The 18,043-nt window shown below is 61.8% G+C and carries 28 protein-coding genes; 3 read left to right on the forward strand and 25 right to left on the reverse strand.

Annotation, left to right across the window (positions count from 1 at the left end; translation table 11 throughout):
* Positions 1-80: 80 nt before the first annotated feature.
* From AC1RWL_RS10325 to AC1RWL_RS10425, 21 genes are all read right to left on the reverse strand, one after another.
* Positions 81-479, reverse strand: coding sequence for a hypothetical protein (locus AC1RWL_RS10325; RefSeq protein ID WP_493094849.1), 399 nt, complete (start codon positions 477-479; stop codon positions 81-83).
* The gene (locus tag AC1RWL_RS10330; RefSeq protein ID WP_493094848.1) at positions 476-676 is read right to left on the reverse strand and encodes a hypothetical protein; all 201 of its coding nucleotides are present in this window, start codon (positions 674-676) and stop codon (positions 476-478) included. Before AC1RWL_RS10330 ends, AC1RWL_RS10325 begins: the two co-directional genes overlap by 4 nt.
* A complete protein-coding gene (locus AC1RWL_RS10335; protein ID WP_493094847.1) occupies positions 673-918 on the reverse strand; it encodes a hypothetical protein in 246 nt (81 codons plus the stop codon). Before AC1RWL_RS10335 ends, AC1RWL_RS10330 begins: the two co-directional genes overlap by 4 nt.
* A complete protein-coding gene (locus AC1RWL_RS10340) occupies positions 915-1,226 on the reverse strand; it encodes a hypothetical protein (RefSeq protein WP_493094846.1) in 312 nt (103 codons plus the stop codon). Before AC1RWL_RS10340 ends, AC1RWL_RS10335 begins: the two co-directional genes overlap by 4 nt.
* A gap of 107 nt (positions 1,227-1,333) precedes the next feature.
* Positions 1,334-1,984 (reverse strand): regulatory protein GemA, encoded by a 651-nt coding sequence (locus tag AC1RWL_RS10345; protein WP_493094845.1) that lies wholly within the window; start codon positions 1,982-1,984, stop codon positions 1,334-1,336.
* Positions 1,981-2,214 carry a hypothetical protein gene (locus tag AC1RWL_RS10350; RefSeq protein WP_493094844.1) on the reverse strand — a complete coding sequence of 78 codons (234 nt, stop codon included), beginning with the start codon at positions 2,212-2,214 and terminating at the stop codon, positions 1,981-1,983. Before AC1RWL_RS10350 ends, AC1RWL_RS10345 begins: the two co-directional genes overlap by 4 nt.
* A gap of 801 nt (positions 2,215-3,015) precedes the next feature.
* Positions 3,016-3,210, reverse strand: coding sequence for a hypothetical protein (locus AC1RWL_RS10355; RefSeq protein WP_493094843.1), 195 nt, complete (start codon positions 3,208-3,210; stop codon positions 3,016-3,018).
* Positions 3,210-3,896, reverse strand: coding sequence for a DUF7168 domain-containing protein (locus tag AC1RWL_RS10360; protein ID WP_493094842.1), 687 nt, complete (start codon positions 3,894-3,896; stop codon positions 3,210-3,212). Before AC1RWL_RS10360 ends, AC1RWL_RS10355 begins: the two co-directional genes overlap by 1 nt.
* Entirely contained in the window at positions 3,893-4,159 is a 267-nt protein-coding gene (locus AC1RWL_RS10365) for a hypothetical protein (protein ID WP_493094841.1), read from the reverse strand. The genes AC1RWL_RS10360 and AC1RWL_RS10365 overlap by 4 nt, the downstream gene beginning before the upstream one ends.
* Positions 4,156-4,356 (reverse strand): hypothetical protein, encoded by a 201-nt coding sequence (locus tag AC1RWL_RS10370; protein ID WP_493094840.1) that lies wholly within the window; start codon positions 4,354-4,356, stop codon positions 4,156-4,158. The genes AC1RWL_RS10365 and AC1RWL_RS10370 overlap by 4 nt, the downstream gene beginning before the upstream one ends.
* Positions 4,357-4,367: 11 nt before the next feature.
* Positions 4,368-5,021, reverse strand: coding sequence for a DUF3164 family protein (locus AC1RWL_RS10375; RefSeq protein WP_493094839.1), 654 nt, complete (start codon positions 5,019-5,021; stop codon positions 4,368-4,370).
* Between the two features lie 83 nt (positions 5,022-5,104).
* Positions 5,105-5,377 (reverse strand): hypothetical protein, encoded by a 273-nt coding sequence (locus AC1RWL_RS10380; protein ID WP_493094838.1) that lies wholly within the window; start codon positions 5,375-5,377, stop codon positions 5,105-5,107.
* Positions 5,374-5,775 carry a transcriptional regulator gene (locus AC1RWL_RS10385; protein ID WP_493094837.1) on the reverse strand — a complete coding sequence of 134 codons (402 nt, stop codon included), beginning with the start codon at positions 5,773-5,775 and terminating at the stop codon, positions 5,374-5,376. The genes AC1RWL_RS10380 and AC1RWL_RS10385 overlap by 4 nt, the downstream gene beginning before the upstream one ends.
* Positions 5,772-6,401 (reverse strand): hypothetical protein, encoded by a 630-nt coding sequence (locus AC1RWL_RS10390; protein WP_493094836.1) that lies wholly within the window; start codon positions 6,399-6,401, stop codon positions 5,772-5,774. Before AC1RWL_RS10390 ends, AC1RWL_RS10385 begins: the two co-directional genes overlap by 4 nt.
* Before the next feature lie 2 nt (positions 6,402-6,403).
* Positions 6,404-7,141, reverse strand: a complete 738-nt coding sequence (locus AC1RWL_RS10395; protein ID WP_493158337.1) for an AAA family ATPase — start codon at positions 7,139-7,141, stop codon at positions 6,404-6,406.
* A gap of 73 nt (positions 7,142-7,214) precedes the next feature.
* Complete coding sequence (locus tag AC1RWL_RS10400; protein WP_493094834.1) at positions 7,215-9,413, reverse strand: transposase; 2,199 nt, start codon at positions 9,411-9,413, stop codon at positions 7,215-7,217.
* Positions 9,410-9,634, reverse strand: coding sequence for a hypothetical protein (locus AC1RWL_RS10405; RefSeq protein ID WP_493094833.1), 225 nt, complete (start codon positions 9,632-9,634; stop codon positions 9,410-9,412). The genes AC1RWL_RS10400 and AC1RWL_RS10405 overlap by 4 nt, the downstream gene beginning before the upstream one ends.
* A complete protein-coding gene (locus AC1RWL_RS10410) occupies positions 9,631-9,795 on the reverse strand; it encodes a hypothetical protein (RefSeq protein WP_493094832.1) in 165 nt (54 codons plus the stop codon). The genes AC1RWL_RS10405 and AC1RWL_RS10410 overlap by 4 nt, the downstream gene beginning before the upstream one ends.
* 124 nt (positions 9,796-9,919) lie before the next feature.
* Positions 9,920-10,378: a hypothetical protein gene (locus tag AC1RWL_RS10415; protein ID WP_493094831.1), complete on the reverse strand. Its 459-nt coding sequence runs from the start codon at positions 10,376-10,378 to the stop codon at positions 9,920-9,922.
* On the reverse strand, positions 10,378-11,274 hold the full coding sequence (locus tag AC1RWL_RS10420; RefSeq protein WP_493094830.1) for a ParB/RepB/Spo0J family partition protein: 897 nt from the start codon (positions 11,272-11,274) through the stop codon (positions 10,378-10,380). The genes AC1RWL_RS10415 and AC1RWL_RS10420 overlap by 1 nt, the downstream gene beginning before the upstream one ends.
* Entirely contained in the window at positions 11,271-11,576 is a 306-nt protein-coding gene (locus AC1RWL_RS10425; RefSeq protein ID WP_493094829.1) for a helix-turn-helix domain-containing protein, read from the reverse strand. Before AC1RWL_RS10425 ends, AC1RWL_RS10420 begins: the two co-directional genes overlap by 4 nt.
* 293 nt (positions 11,577-11,869) lie before the next feature.
* Here AC1RWL_RS10425 and AC1RWL_RS10430 point away from each other — a divergent pair, with 293 nt between their 5' ends.
* Positions 11,870-12,547 carry a LexA family transcriptional regulator gene (locus AC1RWL_RS10430; RefSeq protein WP_493158367.1) on the forward strand — a complete coding sequence of 226 codons (678 nt, stop codon included), beginning with the start codon at positions 11,870-11,872 and terminating at the stop codon, positions 12,545-12,547.
* Between the two features lie 386 nt (positions 12,548-12,933).
* Entirely contained in the window at positions 12,934-13,980 is a 1,047-nt protein-coding gene (locus tag AC1RWL_RS10435) for a glycoside hydrolase family 25 protein (protein WP_439627929.1), read from the forward strand.
* A gap of 34 nt (positions 13,981-14,014) precedes the next feature.
* Here the strand turns inward: AC1RWL_RS10435 and AC1RWL_RS10440 are convergent, their stop codons facing one another.
* Positions 14,015-14,614: a YdeI/OmpD-associated family protein gene (locus AC1RWL_RS10440; protein ID WP_493094827.1), complete on the reverse strand. Its 600-nt coding sequence runs from the start codon at positions 14,612-14,614 to the stop codon at positions 14,015-14,017.
* 163 nt (positions 14,615-14,777) lie between these two features.
* Here AC1RWL_RS10440 and AC1RWL_RS10445 point away from each other — a divergent pair, with 163 nt between their 5' ends.
* Positions 14,778-15,494 carry a L,D-transpeptidase gene (locus AC1RWL_RS10445; RefSeq protein ID WP_493094826.1) on the forward strand — a complete coding sequence of 239 codons (717 nt, stop codon included), beginning with the start codon at positions 14,778-14,780 and terminating at the stop codon, positions 15,492-15,494.
* A 57-nt stretch (positions 15,495-15,551) separates the two neighbouring features.
* On the opposite strand, the gene AC1RWL_RS10450 is transcribed toward AC1RWL_RS10445, so the two are convergent.
* The 3 genes from AC1RWL_RS10450 to AC1RWL_RS10460 are packed head-to-tail and all read right to left on the reverse strand — an operon-like array spanning position 15,552 to position 17,997.
* Positions 15,552-16,313 carry an SDR family NAD(P)-dependent oxidoreductase gene (locus AC1RWL_RS10450; RefSeq protein WP_493094825.1) on the reverse strand — a complete coding sequence of 254 codons (762 nt, stop codon included), beginning with the start codon at positions 16,311-16,313 and terminating at the stop codon, positions 15,552-15,554.
* Positions 16,314-16,318: 5 nt separating this feature from the next.
* On the reverse strand, positions 16,319-17,143 hold the full coding sequence (locus AC1RWL_RS10455) for an ABC transporter permease (protein ID WP_256117232.1): 825 nt from the start codon (positions 17,141-17,143) through the stop codon (positions 16,319-16,321).
* Complete coding sequence (locus AC1RWL_RS10460) at positions 17,143-17,997, reverse strand: ABC transporter permease (protein ID WP_493158339.1); 855 nt, start codon at positions 17,995-17,997, stop codon at positions 17,143-17,145. Before AC1RWL_RS10460 ends, AC1RWL_RS10455 begins: the two co-directional genes overlap by 1 nt.
* Positions 17,998-18,043 lie beyond the last annotated feature (46 nt).

Consider the following 18,043-nt stretch of genomic DNA (forward strand, 5'->3'; position numbering starts at 1 on the left):
GGAAATCGTTCCGGCGATCTGGCGGGACTATGGGGAGTGTCGGGGGGAAATCGTGGCTGACAACTGTCAGCGGGCAATGGCTAGAACAGCTCGCCCTGATTTTTGTCCTTGGCTTTCATGCGCCATATCGTGCGCTCGTGCAAGCCTGCCTCAAGGGCAGCTTCGCGGGGGCTCGCGCCTCGTTCCAGCGCTTTGGCCGCGCGTTGCCGAGCCTGCTTATTAACAGCGACCGGGCCTAATGGGAGAACCTCGTTGCGGATGCCGCCCAGCCGGCCGTCCGCATCGATCGTGGCGAGGCCTCGGCAGATGCGATCGGCAACGGCAATCCCGACCAGCTTTGTCAGCCAGTGGTTTTCGTCCGCACGCGGCGGGATGGTTACACGCGTGCCGCCATAGGTCCGGGCGATTTCCAGCGCGACGTCGTTGCCGGCAATATCAGCGATATCCCCGAGTAGGCCGGGAAGGCTGCTCTTGCTCAATTTGGCCTCCCCATTCCGAGCGCGGTCTCGATCTCGATTTGTTGGGCGGTCAGCTTGCGCACCTTGTCCTCAAGGTGGATGCGCGACCGAGCATCCCGGCCGCCCCGTTTCAGCTGCTTCAAAATGGCTTCACGCTCGGCTTTAATCGCCTCCAGCGTTTGCGTTTCGAACAGCGGAAGCGGCGCGGCCGGGCTCACTTTTCGATCCTCCGCGGTGTGACCGGCCAGTGCCGCTTGACGACGGTGGTCACCACCGTGTCGGCACCGGCCGCGACCAGCACGAATTTCACGCTCTCGACGATGACGGTGGTCGCGCCAAGCTCGGCGCCGGTGGCGCAGCGGCCGGCGATGTGATTGCGCACGGCCTCGATGTCGAGACCATGTGCGCGTTCGAGGTAGCGCAGGATGGCATGATCCGAGACGAAAGGCGGTTTCGTCATGGCGTCGGCCCCCACTTGATCAAGACGCCCTCGAATTGCGCGAGCTTGCCGTGCGATGCGTTCCAGAACCGCGCGAAGTTCTCCAGCGCTGTCTCGCCGCCGAGGTCGACATGGTCAGGGCTGAAACCATCCTTGAAGGCGAACTCTTCCATGGCGGAGCGGTTTAGGGCGCAGCCGTCGATCTCGATCCAGTCAACGTTCGTGCCGGCGGCATCAAAAGATATGACGATGGGGAAGACGAGCGTGCAGGTCGGATCGGGAATGAGCTTCACGCAGTGCCGCGTGCGCATGTCCTGGTAGAGCTGCACCAACTCACCTGGTCGAGCATGCCTGGCTCGATGCCCGCGCACGGTCTGGAATTTCAGACCGGCCACAATCTGCGGGCCAAATAGGCGCTTGAAAGAATAGGCCACCATCACGCACCGGCCTTTCTCGCCGCGCGGATGCGTGCGCCGAAGTCATTCATGACGGTCTGCCAGTCCTTCGGCTTCACGTCGGCCAGCCAGATCAGGCGGACGCTGAGGATGTCCGAAACGGCCTGGTCGAAACCCTTACGCACCATGAGGTTCGCGCCGGGTGTAATGATCCGCCACTGCGCCCAGGCGATTTTCGCCCCGTCGCTGGCGAGCCACTCGCAGCCGTTGGTGTTGCCGAACATCACGGCGGCTTCCCGCTTCAACCAAGCCTTCAGCCCCTCGATCGCGGCGCGGCCGTCATCCGCATGATGCAGGAAGCGCGTGTCGTCGAGGCCGGTCTGACGCTTGACGAAAGCGAGCATCGCCTTGTCATCGCGATCGGCGACGAGGCCGAGGTTCCAGCCCGCAATCCAGAGCGCCTGAAGCTTCTTGGCGTATTTGCCGGTAAGCTGGCGGCGCGCGGTCGCGCGGCCCGGCGCCGGCTGGAAGCCGACCTTTCGGAATTCGCCAAGCACCTTCTGGCGCTCCGCCTCGGTCATGTCCTTCGCCGACGACTTGCCGGTGATGGAAAAAAGTTTCGCCCGATAGACATCCTCGTCCAGGTCGAGCTGCTTACGGGCGACGTGCATGGCGGTGATGGAACTGCTCATCCAGCGATCCTCCTGATCAGGCGAAGTAGCTTACGCAGGCCGCGCTTGGTGACGCGAGCACCAGGGAATGCATCGAACTCGGCAATCTGCTCGCCGTTGACGACGGCGGTCGTGCCGATCGCCCGGAGCCGCGCGGACACCCCATCCCAGGTCCGGGCCTCGACCGTGATGCCGATCGGACGGCCCTCGAAGCGATAGGTGCAGGTAAAGGGCTTCAACTCACCGGACATGATCACCTCCGGCCGGGCCGGCTCCGCCCGTGTCTGTGGTGGCTCCGGTATGCCAACGTCTCCAAACCTTCGTTAACCTGTAGGCGCTATTGGGATGGGCATCGAATAAGGATGCTCGCGTGGAGAGATATCGATCCCTTTTATCTGAGCTTACCGGCCCGATGTGGGCTTGGTCGCTCCTCTCTATCGTCTGCATCGCGGTGGTCGTACTTGCCGCCGCTCGCAACTCTAAAATCAGGTGGGCGTTTGCGCTTGCGCTCGTCTTCGCAGTGCTACGGTTCCCTATTGGCCAACACGTCCGCGCTGAAAAGGGTGTCACCTGGACGCCTGCGGACGAATTGATAAAGGGATTGGCCCTTGCCGCTTTCATTTTGGCGATTTTCTTCGGAGTTCGGGCCGTGTTTCGGCGCCGACAGTAAAATCGTCCGGACAAGCGAGTTACGTCAATCACGCTTGCCTCCCGTCGACGATGGGGCGGCGCCGTCCTGAAAGATGAAATCAGTCGCCCTAGCATCACGCCAGCGATATTGGGTCTCGGTATAATCACGATTGCCTTGGCCGTTCGCGTGACCGATCCGACGCGCTTCTTCCAGACGAAGGATAACGTGCCCGAACAATCCGATGCGGCATGCGCGACGGCCGGTGGGCCACCAGGAGGTGGCGATGGTTGGACCTTGAACCGCCATCATTCGCCACCTCGGCGGTTCCGTCCGGACGCATAGCCATAAGCCAATATGCAATGTGCGATGCCGCTGAAAAATGCGAAGGTGCCGAATGCTTCGGCCCAGGTGACAGGTTCACTCATGCCAGCTTCTCCCAAATGCTTTGCGCCGATGCGGTCAGGTCCAGCTCAGTCAAAGCTTCGCAGCCACATTCGCAGTCGGCCGTAACTACTGCGTAGGTGCGTCCATCACGATGGACGATGGTGCAGCCTTCCTTTGCAGCTTCCTCGGCCATGGCCTCCGTCATGTGCTGGATGTCGCGGAAATGGCGCATCAATCCCTCCCAATCAAAAGCGGGTCGCCGGAGCCAGCGCGAACGCCGCGCGAAAGATGAACACGGCCACCGGCATTCCAGCCCTCGGCGGCGGCATTTTCGTATGTGACTTTGTGCCGGCGCGCTGGAGGCGAAGATTTGGTCGACGGGAACCGCCGGTCCAGCTCCTGGGCCGCCCGCTGCGCATCCGCATGGTTACGGCTCGCCTCAAACATCTGGTCCAGGCGGCGGCAAAGCCGCTGCACGATCGCGGCAGTGAAATCCAGCGCCGCTTTGCGCCTGGTCGAAGCCTTCCGGCGGCTGCGATAAAAATCGCCGCGACGGAAGCGGGCCAGCTCGGCGTCGATCGCGTTGTTGCAAACGTCGAGCAGATAGACAGCGATTTCAGGTCCGGGCTCGCGGCCTACATAAACAACCTGAAGGCCGGATATGAGGTTGCGGGTGATCGCGCAGGTGTTGGTGCAGCCAGCAATCAGACCCCACACAGGTAGGCGAAGGCGTTTATCGGTCGCTTTTACGCGGCCGGCCTCTTCCGCCATTTCAAGATCATCTCCGGACAAGCCGTGCTCGCGCATGAGCTCGGCAATCTTACCTGCCGCCTCCATGGCTTCCGCCTCGGTGCAGCCTCGCGCCGTGGTGCGCTCGCGTAGAACGTTGATGCGCTTGCGTATCGTCTCCCGGTTCATGCCGCACCTGCCTGCCGCGCAGCGTCGGCGCGTGCTTCCTTGTTCAAGTTCGAGGCGGCGAGGTAGGACCCTGCCGGGCAGACGATTGCGGGAATGATCTCGCCGTTACCATCCACCTGAAATTCGGCCGAGCAATCGAAGACGGTGTACGTGCTGGGCGAGCCTTTCGCGCCCAGCACGTCAATCCGGAGGGAACCGCAGACCGGGCAGCGGGTCTGCGCGCGGAGCTTGTCGGCGCGAACGATGGCGAGGGCGCGGGTCATGGCGCACCTGCCTGACCGGGATCCTGAAAGTGCTCTTCCAGCGAGGTTTTCAGTCGCTTGCGCGCGTCCTCGAAAGCAACATCGAAGATCGCGTCGACTTGGCGTCTTGTGAGGCCGCCGAGGTCAATAGTGCACTCGATGAGGTGTTCAGTGCTGTGGCGGAAGCGGACAAGAGTAAGGGAGAGCGCTATTTCCATCGGAGCCACCATCACGCCTTCGCCATGTCGACGGTGATCGACTGCCACTGATCATTGATGGAGGCGCGGCGATAGAAGCGGATATACTGCTTGGAGTAGTTGACCCGTTTGGCCTCCTCGATTGCGCGCATCGCTTCCTTCCAGCGCGGATCGTCGATGTCGAGCCTAGTCAGCTTCTGGATTTCGGAGCGATCGACCTTGCCGGCCTTATCGGTATTGAAGGCCTTGGTGATAATGGCGCGGATCTCCGCGCTGCTCTCCGAGGTGATTTCGTTGAGATATTCGACGATGAGCGACTTCGCCGTCTGAAGCTGCGGCCCATAGTCCTCGAAATCGTTGATGGCCACCTGAACCTTCAACAAGCCGTCGAAGGACTGGTAGGTGCGGTTGCCCTTCGCGCCGCCTTTCTTGGCGCCGTATTCCTGGTCGAGGATACCGTCGAAGCCGTCGAGATCGTCCATGCAATGCAGCCGGAACCGGGCGATCTGCGCCGAGATGTCTTCGGCAAACGCGATCACCTTGCGCACGACTTCGTCCTCAAGCTTGTCTGCGGCCTTGATCAGCTCGACGGGAACAAGCGACCCCTTTGCGTCAGTCATGTAATTCTTGCCGTTGACGATGGTGACGCCGGCGTCGGGGCGTTCTTCAAGGATGACTGCTTCCATGCTCGATGTCCTTTCGAAGCGGGTTTGAACGTGCGTGAAATCGGCACGCTCTGGCTGGTTGGTGTTGGGGAGAACGGCAGCGGTCATGTTCCCGACCTCGGAAATTGCACCACGTTGCTGCCGGGCGTTGCGATCGCGGTCTCAAGCTGCTCGCGGGCTTCGCGCTCCTGGCGAGCTCGGATGTTCCACCGATGGCGGGACACCTCGCATTCCAGCAGGACAGCCGCATCGCCAAGGTGGCGGAGGCGGCGGGCGAGGTTCGCCACCTCGTCCCCGGACATCACCAAGCCTTCGTGATCGTGGTCACCAAGGCGGCGAGAGATTTTCTTCAGTTCTTCAGAAAGGTAGTCGCTCACGATGCAGTCTCCTCAGTTGCGGCGTTGCGGCTGTAAGGGCATCCATCACGGCAGGCGCGGTACATCGCTACGCGGTGCGACGAGGTTGCCGCGTAGGGTTTGGCCTGCCAGTCGAGGCATTCGTTTTTGGGCATCGTACCGAGCGCCGGGCACAACACGGTTTCCCCAATCAGGGCGCCGCGAACCATCGTCTCGACGCGGTTCATGTCGCCTCGATAGCTGTTGCCGAGGACGGCGCTGATCGTCGGCGCGGAATAGCCAACCTTCTTGGCGATGGCGCTCTGGCTGGACTTCGCGCAAGCTTCCGCCAGCGCAACGATCCAATCGGGAGGTGCGCCGTGCCAGGCTGCGGTAGCTTTGCCGAGATAGTCGGTCATAGGCCGGGAGGTCGGGTTCATGGCTCGACCTCCTCTGCCACGACTTGTCCGACGATGCGGCCGCGGTTCTCGTCGAAAACGAGCGTGGACTTGTACCGGCGCGGTGCCTTCGGCCCCGTGTTGGCCGAACCGAGGAGCACGTAGATGTGCCGCCCGTTGCCACTTTCCGGCGCGGCCTGCCGTTTCAACATGCCGGCCTGCTCAAGCAGACGGCAGTATTGGACAGCGTAGGGATAGCTGACTTTCACCGTGTCGGTGCTGGCGTCGATTGCCAGGTCGGCCGGTGTAATGCCGTTGCGAGCGCGGCGCATGACATTCCACATGTGTTGGATGCGAAGGCCGGCATCGCTTCCACTCTCGCCATCCGTTCGCAGGCGGGGCGTGTCGCTCTGTCGAATGAGGAGGCGGTATGGGCGAGCGCCCTTGGCCCGCTCGGCAGGCAAGCGTTCAAGAAAGCCTGCCTTCTCCAGTTTCGTGAGATCAAGCCGCACCCGGCCAACGTGGCTTTGGTCACACAGGCCCTTGATGTCGCCGAAGGTAAAGGTGGTACCTTCGCGGGTGAGATCGAGAATGGCATTCCACACATAGTCGAGCCCGTGCCGGAGCGGCGTGACGGCGGATACTGTGAGTTTAAGGATCTTCGACATGCTCACCTCCGGCGCGGCGCGCGGCCGGTGAAGATGGCGCCGCGATATTGCTCGAGAGCGATGTCTGAAAGCTGATGGGTCTTGGCGAACTGGCCGACCTCCGCAAGGGTCGTGACGACGCGGGATGTGACGCCGTTCGTTTCCTTCACGATATGGGCGAGCAGGTCATCACCGACCCGAAGCTGGCGCTGATAGATACTCGCCAGCGCCTGCGCGTCACCAAGATCGCACGGATTCGCCATCCCGAAAGCCGACACGCGGTTTTCGCACCGCTCGTAAGCTTTGAGCTTGTCCGGAAGCTTTTCCTCCCCGACCAAGAGCACGGGGATGCGGGCGCCCTTGTAGATGTCGCGGATGTATTCGATGAACCCTTTGTCGACGAGCTTATCCGCCTCGTCCACGATGAGGAGCCGGTTCGGATCATCCTGCAGGAGGCGCAGGATCTGGCGCATCATGTCGGCGATCGAGCCCTTCGGCCGGTCGACGCCAAGTTCGGCGAGGATGCTCTCGACAAGGACCTTGCGGGTCCAGAAGTCGAAAACCTCGATGTAAAGGGCCTTGTGTTTGTTCTGGACGTATTGGCTTGCCTTCGACTTCCCATAACCGGAAGGGCCAAAGAACACGCCGAGGCCGTCGACGCCGGCAGGCCGGTCGATGATCTTCTGTGCAACGGCAAGGCATTCGGCGACGTTCTTCAGGGGCGCCACCGAACCGAAGCCGGGATTGACAGGTTTGGGCATTGCATTCATTATTAAGTCCTCAAGTTCGATTTTCCGTCCGCCCCGCCGGTTGCAGCCAGCGGGGCGTTTTGTTTCAGGTACGCAGTCCCGGCGCCTGATCGCCGAAGTCTTCCCACATTGCCCGCTGCGCCTTGTATTCAGCGCTCTCGCGGTACGATCCGAACCAGATGAGCTGCTCAGCTTCGACCGGCTCACCGGCCGTGTGACGCTGCTCGATGTCGAGCGCGGCGCGGAAGCGGTGAGCAGGCGTTGGTTCGCTGCGGATAGGGGTGACGTTTTCGAACGCACGGTGCGGCGCCAAGTCGGCGAGCACGATCTCGCGTTGCGCATCACTTGCGGCAACCGGTGCAATTCGCTGTGCAGTATGGACTTCGAGCGCGGCAACGAGCGCGGGTGTGCTGTGCTGCTCTTCCCGCTTTGGCAGGGAGATGACGTTTGCGCTCTGCGCCGCACGTTCGGCGGCTTCGCGCTTCGCCAAGCGGATCGTCCGCTCGATGCCGGACGGCCCCTTCTTGAGTTCGCGGATATCGGCCTTGATCTGCCGCTCGCGCTCGCGCACCAGCTCGGCCTGCACCTCTTTCTGGGCGCGGACATACTCGGCGGGATTGACGTCCGAGAGTTCCGGGCAAATCGCAACGTCGAGGAAACGACCGTCCTCGACCGAAAAGGCGTATACCTTCCCCATGTCGATCGGATCGAGCCGCACGAACACCTCCGTGCCCACCATGATCGAGCCGGTCAAATAGTAGAAGTGATCGATCTTGAGGCCCTGCTTCGTCATCGTGCGCAGGCCGTTCTTGCCTGCCACGGGCATCAAGAGGACGTCCAGCGCGCGCTCATCAACGCGGCTGATCTTTGTCGTCGAGGACGCGGCGACCGAATTTGGAGACTGGTTTTTCAGCCCTCCATGTCCGCGCTCGTGGTATTTGTACTCAAGCCAGTCATCGATATGACGCTGAAGTTGGTCGGCGGTCAGCGAGACTTCGAACAACTCCTTTTCATCCGCACCGAGGCGCTGGGCGAAGGACTTGCGTCCCTCGATCTCCTTTCGATCGGCGACCGAATGCCCGATGTAACCCGGCAGCTGCGGGCCGACCTCGTGCTGAAAGGTCTTGATGACGCGCTCGACATGCGCCTTTTGCTCCGGGCTGTAGGCGTCGGAAACGTCAGGATCGATTTCGAGATTGGCGAACAGCCGTTTGATCGAGATCGCCACGAAATCCGAACCGTTGTCCGTCTTGATGACCTTTGCCACGCCCCATTTGAGGATCGCTTTCCGCATCATGAGGCTCACGGCGGAGGCGCGCGGCGTCTTCGACAAGGTGATGACGAGCCGCCGCGTGGCGATGTCGATGCAGGCATACAGCGAATGGCGGCCGTCGATGCAAAGCGCGTCCACCGGAGAGGCGTCGATCATCCACAGCGCATTAGGGTCTTTGATATGACGATAGGTCCCGGTGCCCGAGAGCTTCATCGCCGACTTGTATTTGTCTGGGTTCGTGATCTTTGTGAGCACGACCTTCTCAGACGACTTCAGGGTCTTGATGAAATGTTGGAAGGTACGCGGCGGCGGCAGCGGCTTCATTTCGCCGTTGCGGTCGGAAATCTCATCGCCGAAGCGATCCTTGCAATAGCCACGGATCGTATCGGCCGACAGGTGCGGGCCGCTCGCAATCCAGGCAAGGACGAAATCCCGGACCATGCCGCCGTTGGCGGTATCGAGTAGGCCGGTGCCAGCGCGCGCGGCCGAACGATCTACGCCGAGCTCGTTTTCCGCGCCTCCGGCCTTCGCCTTGCGCCAACGGGCAATCGAACGTTTTGAAACGGACGGGACGAGGTCTTTGACCCAATCGTCCACCTTGATCATGCCCATCTGATAACGGTCGCAAAAGATCTGCATGCAGGCCCGCTGGTGAAGCCGAAGACCACGGGCAAATCGATCGAAGGCGGCAAGCACAGCGAGGCGTGCATCGCGTTCCTGGGCGGCACGATCCGTCAAGGAAACAGCGGCCGGGACAGTACCTGGTACATCTGCGCCGGATGTCTCCGAGCCGACAACCATATGGCGCTGGACATAGGCAACCTGCGCCAGCGTCGGCAGGATATGGTAGTCGTATTCGAGCCCGCCACCGACGGCCGAGCGCACGCGGACGTAGCAGGGATGATTGTTCCAGCCTTCACGCTTGGCGAGGCGGATGATGGCGCTCTCCGTTTTCGGCAGCTCAGGCAGCTGCTGCTCCGCGATCTCGCGCGGGTTAAGCCAGACTTTCATGCTTTGCCTGCCTTTTTTGCCGACATGTATTCTTCGATGGCCGGCTTGTGGTGCTGGCAAAACTCAAGAGTGGTGAGGACAGCGTGGATGCGCTGCATCAGCATTTCCGCTTCTTCGCGGCGCATTTTTCCCGAGCGGATCAGCTGCTCGAAGCGCTGGTCACGATCTTTGATTTCCCGCTTGATCTCGGCGATCTGGCCGATGATGGAGATCTTGCTCATTCTCGTCCCCTGAAAGAGCGGCGAATGTCGTCGATCATCCAGACGATGATGCTCCGACGCCCGGTGAGATGCGTTGCCACGAGGGTCGCGCTGATGGCCCAGACGAGAGTGATGAACAGCAGGGCCAGAAGGACGATGTCCCTTTCGGAAAGCGCGTTCATCGCGTGACCCTCGCAAGCTCGATGGCCGTCGTCATCTCGGTTGCATAGCCCGACACAACAACGACAAACCCGATGATGACAACGAATGCGACAACGTCGCGGGATAGGTCGAGAACGGCTCGTATCAACGTCTTGCCCTCCATTCGGCATCGGCGGCCTTCTCCTCGCGCTCCAGCAGGTCGCGCATTTCCTTTGCGCGCTCGCGGCGGAGGAGTGCCTCGTATTTTTTTGGGACGACGATCAGCCCGGCCTCTTCAAGAAGCACGTTGAAAGCTCGGGCATCGCCGGTGATTGCGACCAGCGCGGCAAGGCGCAGGGCAGAGATCGAGTGCTGCTCGCGGGCTTGGCTCGCATAGGCGTCGAGCATGGCCTTGGAGACGTTGACCTTGGTGACCTCGGACATCGCGGCAGCCAGCTGTTCTCGCGTCTTGCCGCTATCTTCCATGGTCAGCGCGACCGCCTTCGCCAGTCGTCCGTCCAGCGACCACGCCTTGACGTCCTCATTGTCGAAACGATCGACAACAGGGGCCGGCGTATACTCGCGGAAGAGATCGACCGTGAAGGGGTCGCGCTTGCGGGTCATCAGTCGCTCCGCTTAGCCAGCCACCGTTGGATGGCGGCTGTGTGGAGTTCGAAAAACCGCTCTTGGTCGGGCTCCCTCATCTTCGTGAACCGTTGGGAGAAGGTCTCCCACGGCGCGAGGGCTGGCTCGGGAAGCTTGCCGTCGATGACGTAGAGTGCACCGGCCACGCTGCTGGCGCCGGCCGGCTGAGACAAAAGCAGGTCAGCAATCGCTGCCTGCCGGTCCGCCGTCTCTGCCGCCAGCGCCAGCAGCTCTGATTGGTTTTCCGCAATAGAATGGAGCGCAAGGCGGTCGAGGACCGGCGCCGCGATTTTCGCGATCCGCAGGTAGCGCTTGACCGCTTCCTTGTTCAGCCCGAGGGCACGCTGTGCGGCCTCGGAGAAGGACCCGGCGAAGAGTTCTGCATGGGCGTCAAGCGCGTCTTCTGAATTAGGGTCAAACTTGACCCTAATGGCTTTTCGACCCGGCCGTATCAATCCGGTGGTGGCCTCGTAGATGGACCGCCAGGACGCGACGTTTACCGCGCGATCCAGCACGGACAGCTCACGCCTCATAAATTGCGCGGATATCTGCCGAAGCCGGAGCGCAGCCTCGGAACTGAATTCTGCCGGCGACTGAACGAAAGCGTCGATGTGGACGAGGCCGAGCTGCTCGACCGCGAGCATGCGGCGCAGGCCTTTGATGAGGTGGAACCGTGCGCCGAACTCGACGACCTTGATTGGATCCTGCTGCCCGATCTGCGCCATGTCCTCGCGAAGCGCCGTGACCCAATCTGCATCGGGCTTGCGGTGGCTCGGGGAAACATCGATGGCGGCGATTTCAACGGCGCGAAGGCTACCTCTGGTGGGCTGCGCAAAGCTGTTCACGTCATGCGAGATTTTAGACAGCGCGCTCATGCAACGCTCCGGCCATTGTCAACAGCGAGGCGGGCTTTTGCGCTATCGCGCGGCGTCTTCTTGCTGCTAGTCTCCTCCTCGTCGTGACGACCGAGCGTGTAGCTATCGGGGAACATTTCACGGAACGGAACGCCAAGCGCCTCGGCAATAGCCTCGGCACCTTTGCGGCTTGCTCCGATGATGCCCTGGCGGCAAGCGCTCTCGTTCAGGCCCTTATCGCGAGCAATCCCCGTCAGCGTTTTGTTACGACGGAGCAGTTCGTCTTTGATGGCCCGGCGATCCCACTTTTTAGTGGTCGTCATGATGGCTCCCTGTTTTTTCTGACCTCTGCGAAAGGTCGGTTGGCTTGGGTGTCGGTGTTCAAACGGCGTTCAAACGATGTTGCAACCGGATAATCCCACCAAAGGGTGAAGAAATCAACACCGAAGGGTGATTATTCACGTCAGAGTTAGAGCGCGGGAAACAAAAGTGTGAATTCAACGTAACGGTTTGATATTACGGGAAAAATGGACTTTTCTCCGCGAGTGTTCGAACCCTGACGGCGGGTCAGAGTTATCCTATGGTTGAAAGATTATTTGCTGAACGGTTGGAAAAGGTGATCGAAGAATTCGAATCACCTCACGCCTTCTCAAAGAAGGTGGGAATAAGCGACACTATGGTTCGGAAGTATCTCGCCGGGTCTATGCCTGGGCTCGATAAGCTACTGCAGATCGCTGACACGGCCGGTGTCAGCCTTGATTGGCTGATCGCTGATCGGGGACCAATGCGACCAGGAGAGACCGATACAGGTGCGGACTACACAATTGCCACTGGCGACGGTCGTGGCACTGTGATCCAAGCCAAAAGCACATTGGAGAGTAATTTCGCACTGATCCCACGACTGGATATCGAGGCATCCGCTGGCGATGGGCGACTGGCTGGATCCGAGGATCCCCTAGAATATCTTGCCTTTCAGCGCGGCTGGCTAAAGGGCCGAGGTATTAATCCAGAAAGGGCCCGTATCCTCACGGCTCGGGGTGACAGCATGGAGGAGACGATACGCGACGGCGACGTACTACTGATCGACACGTCAATCGACCGGATCAAGGACAACGCCATCTATATCGTCGTCTACGGCGATATGGTATTGGTGAAGCGCGTGCATGGCCGCATGAACGGCTCGCTCCAGCTGATCAGCGATAATCCCAGGTACCCGGCCGAGGAGGTTTCGGCTGGCGAGGTCGATCAGCTGAATATTGCCGGTCGCGTCATGTGGTTCGGTCGGACAATCTAATCTCGCCGAGCGAGGCAAAGTGCCATTTGAACTTGCGCGTCGATTTTTCTGCCTTCCGCCGCCAGTTCGGCTGAAACCCCGGCATCTCCGGGGCTTTCCCGCCAGTTCCCGTTAAATCCCGGATATTCCCACGCTGTGCCATGTGTTCTTGCGGGTTACAAGTTGGGGCTGACGGAGAGCCTTACGGTCGGCTATCGGCTTTCGCCGCGCGGACACGCTTTTGTGAAGGGCGTCGTCAAGGATCGTGACAGCTCCCGGGGCTAAGTACCTGAAATGTCGAGTCCTCCGTAAACCTCGCATTTAACATTTCGCGGTAATCTTCCGTTAGTAATTCCGTCCCTGTGTCGAAAGGGCGGGCCTTCGGTTAGTTTTGCGTGCGAGTGCCAATGCGTCTTTCGATCCTTTCAGCGATCCTCCTCGGCTGTGCCTCCATGGCTGGCTGTGCGTCGAGCTCGAATCCCACGGCGGCGCTGTCGATCAAGCCGTCGGCGGAAGTCACGAGTTCCGTTTCCAAGGCCAGCAACCCTGTTCCGGAAGTCGCGGTCGGCGAAAGCAAGGTGACGGCGGAAGGTGCCGAAATGCTCGCCTGGGCGGGGCCGGGCGCGGATTCCCACGTTTTCGAGAGCGTCACCAAGCAATCGGCAATTCCCTCCGAACGGCCGGAAGAAGCGCTGACGGCCGTCGAGACGCCCTCCGAAGGCCGCTCGAAAAAACGGTCGCGCATCTACAGCCAGCAGTTCCGTGATGCGCATCCGATTAATTTCGGCAAGCGCGCGCCGCGGCATTACCAGGTGCACGGCGTCGACGTGTCGCGCTGGCAGGGCGATATAGACTGGATGAAGCTGCGCACGCAGGGCGCCAATTTCGCCTTCATCAAGGCGACCGACGGCGGCGACCATCTCGATCCGATGTTCCAGAAGAACTGGCGCAGGGCCAAGGAAGCTGGCATCCGGCGCGGTGCGTACCACTTCTTCTACTGGTGCCGCGTCGCGAGCTCGCAGGCCGAATGGTTCATCCGCAACGTGCCGAAGGATCCGGATGCGCTGCCGCCGGTGATCGATGCGGAATATAATGGCGAATCGAGCTGCAAGCGGCGTCTCACCCGCGCGCAATATGTCGAAAAGATCCAGGTCTTCTCCGACATGCTGGAGCGCCATTACGGCAAGCGGCCGATCATCTACACGGCACCGGATTTCTATGAGGACAACCTGTCGGGCGAACTCAAGAACCATCCGTTCTGGCTGCGCTCGGTCGCCGCGCACCCCTCGAAGCGCTACCCGAACCGCCGATGGATGTTCTGGCAATATTCGGGGTCCGGCCTGTCGCACGGCGTAACGGGGAAGATCGACCTCAACGTCTTTGCCGGCAGCGAGAGCGATTGGCACAACTGGCTGAACGGTCAGTCGGGTACAAAAACGGCCAGCCGCGACTGATTGCCGATGAAATCCCGCGGATAATCGGGACGGTCTACTTCTGCTTCTGCGGATAGATCGTCTCGCCGCGCTTGAGCATGTCCACGAAGGCCTCGATGTTCCGCTTGCGGGCGGCGTCCGTCTTGATGTTGTGCATGCGGAAGGCCAGCGCGAAGCGGTTCTGTTCGGTGAGCCTGCTGAGCATGTCCTTGGCGGCGTCGTCCGCGTCGATTGCGGCTTGCAGGTCCGGCGGGATTTTCAGGTCCTTGCCGCTGCCATAGGCCTTGTCCCAGCGGCCATCCGCCTTCGCTGCCGCGACATGCTTCAGCCCGTGTTCCGTCATGCGGCCCTCGTCGACCAGGCGACCGACCGTGTCGACATTCTTCTTGCTCCACACGCTCTTGCGGCCGCGCGGGCAGTAGCGCTGGAAGAAGCTTTTTTCGTCCAGGCCCTTGCGGATGGCGTCGATCCAGCCCCAGCAGAGCACCGCCTCGATCGCCTCTTCCGCCGTGATGGACTTGAGGCCTGAGCCGCGCTTGTGGATCTTGATCCACACTTCCGGCGCCGTGTCGTGGTTTTCGGCGAGCCAGCGGTAGAAGCTTTCGGGGTCTGGAAATTCCCGGACATGAGCGGGATTGATTTCCACAGGCGCCATCTCGTTTTCCCTTGATCTGCCGTTGGGCGTGGCCGCTTTGCATCTGCCGGTCCTCAATGATGGGGTATGCCGAAGATGTGATGCCTCCGCTTCTTGCCAGCCTGCTCCCGCTTTGGCTAGCCATCGGTGCTAACCCGTTTCCCCATTGGAGTTCATATCGAGAATGCCTACGGTTTGCTCATTGTCGCGCCGCGCGTTTGTTCTGGGCGCCGCCGCGACGCTTGCGGGCTGCGCGACCACGTCGACATCGGTGAAGGTCGCACCGGTTCCCAAGACGGTCAGCTATCCCATCGTGCCGGCGACGGTGGAGGAACTGGAGGCGCGCTACGCCGCAGTGGAAGACGGCGGCCACGTCATCCCGGCCATCCCCTACACGCAGATTGACCCGAAATATTACCGCCAGCGCGTCAAGGATCCGACCGGCGAGCCGGCCGGCACGGTCGTCGTCGATACGCCCGGCCGCTTCCTCTATGTGGTGGAGCCCGGCGGCACGGCGATGCGCTACGGCGTCGGCATCGGGCGCGACGGTTTCGCCTGGGAGGGCGAGGGCATCATCCACTGGCGCCAGCCCTGGCCGCGCTGGAAGGTGCCGGCCGACATGATCGCGCGCACACCAAGCCTCGCCAAATATTCCGTCGAGAACGGCGGCATGGATCCGGGCATCAAGAACCCGCTCGGCGCGCGGGCGCTCTACATCTTCCAGAACGGTCAGGATACGCTCTACCGCCTGCACGGCTCGCCGGAATGGGCATCGATCGGCAAGGCGACGTCGTCGGGCTGCGTGCGGCTGATCAACCAGGATGTGCTGGACCTCTACAAGCGCGTGGGCTACCACGCCCGCATCGTCGTGCACCAGGGGGCGATGGGCGCGGCGGTGTAAGCAATTCCAGCAAAAGTGTGCAGCGGTTTTGCGTCCGGAATTGCGTTAAGAGTGTGCCTAAGTCACCGTCTCGCCGCCGTCGACCACGAGAATCTGGCCGGTCATGTAGCTTGACCGGTCGGAGACGAGGAAGAGGATCGGTTCGGCGATCTCCTCCACATCCGCCCAGCGGCCCATCGGCACCTTTTCCTTGATATAGGCCTCGATCGCCTCGCGCCCGCCCATCTGGCTGATGAAGGGCCGGTTGAAGGGCGTATCGACCCAGCCGGGGCAGAGCGCGTTGACGCGCACGCCGTGGCGCGCATAGTCGCCGGCCATCTGCTTGGTCATGGCGATGACGGCGTGTTTCGTCGTTGTGTAGGCGATCATCTCGCGGTCGTAGAGCACGCCGGAGGAGGAGGCGGTGTTGAGGACGACGCCCTTGCCCTGCGCCTTCATGGCCGGCATGACGAGGCGGGCGGCCATCAGGTGGGCGCGCACATTGAGGTTCCACGAGAGATCCAGCCCGTCGAGCGGCACGCTCTCGAGGTCGCCGGCCACCTGCGCACCGGCGTGGTTGTGCAGGATATCGATGCGGCCGTGGCGCGAAAGTACGGCGGCCACCGCCATCTTCAGCTCCACGTCGTCGGTGACGTCGACGATCACCGCCTCCGCCTTGCCGCCCTCCGCCTTGATGAAATCGACGGTTTCGCCGGCGCGCGTCTCGTCGAGGTCGGCGACGCAAACGGTGGCACCTTCGCGCGCCATGATGCGCGCGCCGGCCCGGCCAATGCCGGAGCCCGCTCCGGTGACGATGGCGACACGGTTCTTCAGGATCATCGGTCTCACTCCCCGGCAGGCGATTTTCTGGTTTTCTCCCGCATCAGCAGGCGGGCGATCAGGATAAGCATCAGCGAGGCGACCAGCACCATGGTGGCGATCGCGTTGACCTCCGGCGTCACGCCGCGACGGATCGAGGCGAAGACGTAGATCGGCAGCGTCGTCTTCGAGCCCGCGACGAAGAAGGCCACGATAAAATCGTCGAAGGAGAAGGTGAAGGCAAGCAGGAAGCCGGCGAGCACCGACGGCAGGATCTGCGGCAGCACGATCTGGCGAAACGTGGTGAGCGGTGTTGCGTAGAGATCGGCCGAGGCCTCGACGATATCGCGCCCCAGCGTGGCGATGCGCGCCTTCACGATCATGGTGACGAGCGCCATGGTGAAAAGGCCGTGCGCGGCGATGATCGAGCCGTAGCCGAGGCCGAGCTGCGGAGGTTTTTCGCCGGGCCAGATGGCGGCGATGGCCGGATTGATCGCCCCGAAGACGGCAACGAGGGCGACCAGCGTCGCGATGCCGATGACGACGCCCGGCACGACGATCGCGGCGGCCAGCAGGCCATCGAAGACGGCGCGGGCGCGGCTTCCCAGCCGTTCGAGGCCCAGCGCTGCCATCGTGCCGAAAACGGCGGCCAGCGTGGCGCTGACGACGGCGATGATCAGGCTGTTCTGGAGGGCCGTGACGAGGAACGGGTTGGCCAGCGCCTTGCCGTACCACTCCGTGGAGAAACCGGTGAACTCGCTCGCATTGCGTCCCGCATTGAAGGAGAACAGCACGACGAGCGCGATCGGCGCGTAGAGGAAGAGGTAGACGGAGGTGATCAGCGCGCGCATCAGACGAGATCCACCTGTCTGGTGCCGGAAATGCGCCAGGCGATGCGCATGGCGACCATCAGCACCACCACGACGATGGCGACCAGCGTGACGGCGATCGCCGAGCCGAACGGCCAGTTTCGCGATTGCAGGAAGAGATCGACCAGCGCATTGCCGATGAAGAACACCTTGCCGCCGCCAAGTAGCTGCGGGATGAGGTATTCGCCGAGCAGCAGGATGGTGACGAGCGCCACGCCCGTCATGACGCCGGGCAGCGACAGCGGCAGCGTGACGGAGAAGAAGGTCGAGACGGGTTTGGCGCCGAGATCGGCCGAGGCTTCCAGCAGGCGCCGGTCGAGCTTTTCGAGGCTGACATATATCGGCATGATCATCAGCGGCAGGTAGCCGTAGACGATGCCGAGCAGGACCGCGCCGGGTGTGTTGAGGAGGCGCACGTCCGCAATGCCGATCATGTCCAGCAGATTGGGAATGCCGCGCGAGCCGAGGATATACATCCAGGCATAGGTGCGCACCAGCAGGCTCGTCCAGAAGGGGACGACGACCAGCGAGACGAGCAGCAGCCGGTAGCGCGGGTTCGCCTTTACGGCGAGGTAATAGGCGGTCGGATAGGCGACGATGAGGCAGACGAAGGCCCCGACCGGCGCCAGCATCAGCGTGTTCCAATAGGCGGCGGACCGGGCCGGCAGGTTGGCATATTGCGCGAAGGTGAATGCCGCCTGGTAACCGCCCGCCGGTCCGCGCTCGCCGACGGAAAACACCATCATGGCGATGAAGGGCAGCACGAGGAAGACGAACAGCCAGACGGACGCCGGCGCCAGCAGCGCCGTCGTCACCAGCCGTCTCTTTGTCGTCATCGTCAGGGGCATTGTTTCGAGTCCTGTTGCGCATAGAGGGTTGCCC

The organism is Shinella sp. GW821-FHT10F02, from assembly GCF_058809275.1.

Excerpts from the sequence above, each read along its gene's own strand:
- AC1RWL_RS10425 (WP_493094829.1), bottom strand. The coding sequence starts at position 11,576 with ATGACGACCACTAAAAAGTGGGATCGCCGGGCCATCAAAGACGAACTG.
- AC1RWL_RS10355 (WP_493094843.1), bottom strand. The coding sequence starts at position 3,210 with ATGCGCCATTTCCGCGACATCCAGCACATGACGGAGGCCATGGCCGAG.
- AC1RWL_RS10440 (WP_493094827.1), bottom strand. The coding sequence starts at position 14,614 with ATGGCGCCTGTGGAAATCAATCCCGCTCATGTCCGGGAATTTCCAGAC.
- AC1RWL_RS10390 (WP_493094836.1), bottom strand. The coding sequence starts at position 6,401 with ATGTCGAAGATCCTTAAACTCACAGTATCCGCCGTCACGCCGCTCCGG.
- AC1RWL_RS10395 (WP_493158337.1), bottom strand. The coding sequence starts at position 7,141 with ATGCCCAAACCTGTCAATCCCGGCTTCGGTTCGGTGGCGCCCCTGAAG.
- AC1RWL_RS10455 (WP_256117232.1), bottom strand. The coding sequence starts at position 17,143 with ATGCGCGCGCTGATCACCTCCGTCTACCTCTTCCTCTACGCGCCGATC.
- AC1RWL_RS10350 (WP_493094844.1), bottom strand. The coding sequence starts at position 2,214 with ATGTCCGGTGAGTTGAAGCCCTTTACCTGCACCTATCGCTTCGAGGGC.
- AC1RWL_RS10410 (WP_493094832.1), bottom strand. The coding sequence starts at position 9,795 with ATGAACGCGCTTTCCGAAAGGGACATCGTCCTTCTGGCCCTGCTGTTC.
- AC1RWL_RS10405 (WP_493094833.1), bottom strand. The coding sequence starts at position 9,634 with ATGAGCAAGATCTCCATCATCGGCCAGATCGCCGAGATCAAGCGGGAA.
- AC1RWL_RS10360 (WP_493094842.1), bottom strand. The coding sequence starts at position 3,896 with ATGAACCGGGAGACGATACGCAAGCGCATCAACGTTCTACGCGAGCGC.
- AC1RWL_RS10370 (WP_493094840.1), bottom strand. The coding sequence starts at position 4,356 with ATGGAAATAGCGCTCTCCCTTACTCTTGTCCGCTTCCGCCACAGCACT.
- AC1RWL_RS10420 (WP_493094830.1), bottom strand. The coding sequence starts at position 11,274 with ATGAGCGCGCTGTCTAAAATCTCGCATGACGTGAACAGCTTTGCGCAG.
- AC1RWL_RS10415 (WP_493094831.1), bottom strand. The coding sequence starts at position 10,378 with ATGACCCGCAAGCGCGACCCCTTCACGGTCGATCTCTTCCGCGAGTAT.
- AC1RWL_RS10335 (WP_493094847.1), bottom strand. The coding sequence starts at position 918 with ATGACGAAACCGCCTTTCGTCTCGGATCATGCCATCCTGCGCTACCTC.
- AC1RWL_RS10375 (WP_493094839.1), bottom strand. The coding sequence starts at position 5,021 with ATGGAAGCAGTCATCCTTGAAGAACGCCCCGACGCCGGCGTCACCATC.
- AC1RWL_RS10445 (WP_493094826.1), top strand. The coding sequence starts at position 14,778 with ATGCCTACGGTTTGCTCATTGTCGCGCCGCGCGTTTGTTCTGGGCGCC.
- AC1RWL_RS10345 (WP_493094845.1), bottom strand. The coding sequence starts at position 1,984 with ATGAGCAGTTCCATCACCGCCATGCACGTCGCCCGTAAGCAGCTCGAC.
- AC1RWL_RS10460 (WP_493158339.1), bottom strand. The coding sequence starts at position 17,997 with ATGACGACAAAGAGACGGCTGGTGACGACGGCGCTGCTGGCGCCGGCG.
- AC1RWL_RS10450 (WP_493094825.1), bottom strand. The coding sequence starts at position 16,313 with ATGATCCTGAAGAACCGTGTCGCCATCGTCACCGGAGCGGGCTCCGGC.
- AC1RWL_RS10435 (WP_439627929.1), top strand. The coding sequence starts at position 12,934 with ATGCGTCTTTCGATCCTTTCAGCGATCCTCCTCGGCTGTGCCTCCATG.
- AC1RWL_RS10400 (WP_493094834.1), bottom strand. The coding sequence starts at position 9,413 with ATGAAAGTCTGGCTTAACCCGCGCGAGATCGCGGAGCAGCAGCTGCCT.
- AC1RWL_RS10385 (WP_493094837.1), bottom strand. The coding sequence starts at position 5,775 with ATGAACCCGACCTCCCGGCCTATGACCGACTATCTCGGCAAAGCTACC.
- AC1RWL_RS10365 (WP_493094841.1), bottom strand. The coding sequence starts at position 4,159 with ATGACCCGCGCCCTCGCCATCGTTCGCGCCGACAAGCTCCGCGCGCAG.